The organism is Bartonella sp. TT119HLJHH (genome assembly GCF_042193385.1).
Classification (GTDB): Bacteria; Pseudomonadota; Alphaproteobacteria; order Rhizobiales; family Rhizobiaceae; genus Bartonella.
This window is the reverse complement of the sequence record NZ_JBHILS010000055.1, coordinates 1-2,750: the sequence shown is the minus strand read 5'-3', so window position 1 is coordinate 2,750 and position 2,750 is coordinate 1. Positions and strand designations below refer to the sequence as shown.

Below are 2,750 nucleotides of genomic sequence, written 5' to 3'. Positions count from 1 at the left end.
TGCTGTTGATGTTCGTTATTATCTGTAGGGGCAGCAATATGAGAAGATATTACTGTTTGTGATGCATTTGCTGTACTAATTTTCTCCACCAGATGAAGCGTATCTTTTCTTCGTTTTGTCATTGGACGAACAACTCTATGGGATTTACTCCCATAATTATGTAGGAACCAATCTAGTGTAACCCAAGATAGACCCTTGGCTTTAGACAACTGAATAATTATATTCCAGTATTTTGGAGAAATACTATTGCGATCACGCATTTTACGCGCAGCCTCATAGCTACAACCAATTTCTTTTGCAAATTGGCGTATAGATCCCCAAGATTCAATCAAACTTTTGACATAAAAATCATTAACCATGACAAAAATAGTACATTACGTACAATTTTAAATCAAGATAAAATCGTACACAATGAATTAAAAAAATAGTGGATAATGTACAAATGACTTATTTGCCAAAAGATAGACTTAAAATAGCGCGTAAGAATGCTGGATACGCAACACCAAGCGAAGCTGCGCGCGCTATACCAGCTCTTAATCAAAATACCCTAATTAGTCACGAAAATGGAAATCGTGGTATTTCGCGCCAAATAGCCGAGCTCTATGGACAAGTATTTAATGTAGATCCGGGGTGGATTTTGTATGGCGAGTCTCCTCAAGAAAATCCTAACCTCAATATAAGTATTCCTGTCGTTTCATGGATTAGCGCTGGAGAATTAAGCGAGCAAGATGGGATAATGGATTTTTCAGATTATCCTATGACAGAGGCTGTTAATCTTCCTGCCGGTGAATGGATTGCTTTACGTGTAGATGGGGCATCTATGAATAAAATTAGCCCTCCAGATTCTATAATATTTGTAAATATGCGAGACAAAAAACTTGTGCCTAATGCCTGCTATGTAATTGCAGATGAATCTGGACAAGCGACATATAAACGATACAGACCTAATGATGATCCTCCTTTTCAGCCCGCTTCATACGACAAGACAATAAAGGCTCCAAAACTTGAAGGCGCTATCTCTATAATAGGTCGTGTACGGCGCACTATTCTTGATATGTAAACACAATACGATTCTCTGTTCACGTTATCGATTAGATTGCCATCAACAGATTGAAGCAAGTTTGCTTGATTTTTATCAGTAAACAGCAAAATTTTGATTCTCTAAATTGTGCCGTGATTCGTCTTTTTTTATTTTTTAAAAAAATAGTACATTATGTACTTGACTATCTTTAGTGCATAATGTACTAATATATCCATAAACCACGCACAAACAATCGCCAAGAGGCGTTAGGGAGGAAAAATTATGGAAAATCCAATTCTTATAAATTCCAATGAAATTTTATTAGTTACCTACGATAAAGATCAACACATTGCAGAGTCTGGACCACTTGATGCAAGCCAAATTCTAAGCATTGTTGATGAGGTAGATGATGCAATCCAAATCTTTCGTATAAATCCCTCTGAGAATAATTGTGAAGATATCTCTGAAGAGATTGCAGACGCATATGTAGAAAAAAATATTGAACATCTCCATGAGGATAGTAAGGTTTATTACTTTGTACGTGAAAGTGATGCTTACCACGATCTTTTATCTGATTTAGCAGACGAAAAATATAATGATGAGATTTACGGTACTTACGAACAACAACACCGTTTGCGTCCTTGTGATGTGCTTTAAATTCTAAAGGGCGCATTTAAAAGCGCCCCCCTTTTCCCCATCAATAATTGATTAGAGTAAACTTATGAACACACATGATAATGATAGTGAAGGATATCTCATACCTGAAAACGAGGTAGACAACAAAATTGGTTATGCCAAAATGGTCAAAGCCCATGTAATGCATAGGCACTTACATTTGAAACAAGATTTTTCCACTTGGTTTAACGATTGTGTTGAAAAGTTTGATCTAAAAGAAGGCGTGGATTTTGTTTTTACAAAACAAGAATGGAACAGACAGAAGATTTGTCCAAAATCTGAAATAGAAACAGATAAAACTGATAATCATTACTTCAAAATTCACGCAGCAAAGAAAATCGCTCAAGCAGAACGTCATAGAAACTATGGCAGAATATTATACCAAAACTTATGTTTTTCTTAATTAAGGGGGTGATGATGCAAAACTTTATTACAATACCTGAAAACAATTTTCAAAACACAACTGTTCCAACCATGTCTAGTCGTGAAATTGCAGAGTTATGCGGTAAGCAACATGCGCATATTATGCGTGATATTCGACAAATGTTAGGAGAATTATATCCTGAAGGGGGTCAATCCAAATTTGGATCCACCTATTTAGATAAACAGGGTAAGACCCAAAACTGTTACAACCTCCCTAAACGTGAATGCCTCATTTTAGTTTCTGGTTACAGTATGACATTACGTGCTAGGATTATAGACCGTTGGCAAGAATTGGAAAAGCAAGCAGTAATACCACAAATCGACTACTCAAGCCCTCAAGTTATGCTTGGTGTTTTAACGTATCTCAAAAATGAAAATGAACAAAAAGATAACATTATTGCAAATTTAAAACCAAAGGCAATGGCTCTTGAAAGCTTACAGCGTCATAATGGACTCTTTGGTCTTACAGAAGCCGCTAAAATACTTGAGATGCAACCAAAACAATTCATTCTCTTCTTACAGCAAAAAGGTTGGGTTTACAGACGAGCAGTAGGTGGAAATTTGCTACCGTATCAAGACAAAATCCAAAAGAAACTTATGGATTGTCCAACTATCACACTTCAAACCGCAA

The 2,750-nt window shown here is 36.2% G+C and carries 5 protein-coding genes; 4 read left to right on the top strand and 1 reads right to left on the bottom strand.

What is annotated here, in order from left to right; genetic code table 11:
• Positions 1-359, bottom strand: a 359-nt coding sequence (locus ACFIJL_RS08995) for a hypothetical protein (protein WP_375624336.1), incomplete at its 3' end; no start/stop codon positions are given.
• An 83-nt stretch (positions 360-442) separates the two neighbouring features.
• Here ACFIJL_RS08995 and ACFIJL_RS08990 point away from each other — a divergent pair.
• The 4 genes from ACFIJL_RS08990 to ACFIJL_RS08975 form a co-directional block, all read left to right on the top strand.
• On the top strand, positions 443-1,060 hold the full coding sequence (locus tag ACFIJL_RS08990; protein ID WP_012754749.1) for a S24 family peptidase: 618 nt from the start codon (positions 443-445) through the stop codon (positions 1,058-1,060).
• Between the two features lie 243 nt (positions 1,061-1,303).
• The gene (locus tag ACFIJL_RS08985; protein WP_375624333.1) at positions 1,304-1,678 is read left to right on the top strand and encodes a hypothetical protein; all 375 of its coding nucleotides are present in this window, start codon (positions 1,304-1,306) and stop codon (positions 1,676-1,678) included.
• Between the two features lie 64 nt (positions 1,679-1,742).
• Positions 1,743-2,099 (top strand): antA/AntB antirepressor family protein, encoded by a 357-nt coding sequence (locus ACFIJL_RS08980; RefSeq protein WP_375624331.1) that lies wholly within the window; start codon positions 1,743-1,745, stop codon positions 2,097-2,099.
• 14 nt (positions 2,100-2,113) lie between these two features.
• Positions 2,114-2,750, top strand: a 637-nt coding sequence (locus ACFIJL_RS08975; RefSeq protein ID WP_375624329.1) for a Rha family transcriptional regulator, incomplete at its 3' end; no start/stop codon positions are given.

Excerpts from the sequence above, each read along its gene's own strand:
- ACFIJL_RS08990 (WP_012754749.1), top strand. The coding sequence starts at position 443 with ATGACTTATTTGCCAAAAGATAGACTTAAAATAGCGCGTAAGAATGCT.
- ACFIJL_RS08985 (WP_375624333.1), top strand. The coding sequence starts at position 1,304 with ATGGAAAATCCAATTCTTATAAATTCCAATGAAATTTTATTAGTTACC.
- ACFIJL_RS08980 (WP_375624331.1), top strand. The coding sequence starts at position 1,743 with ATGAACACACATGATAATGATAGTGAAGGATATCTCATACCTGAAAAC.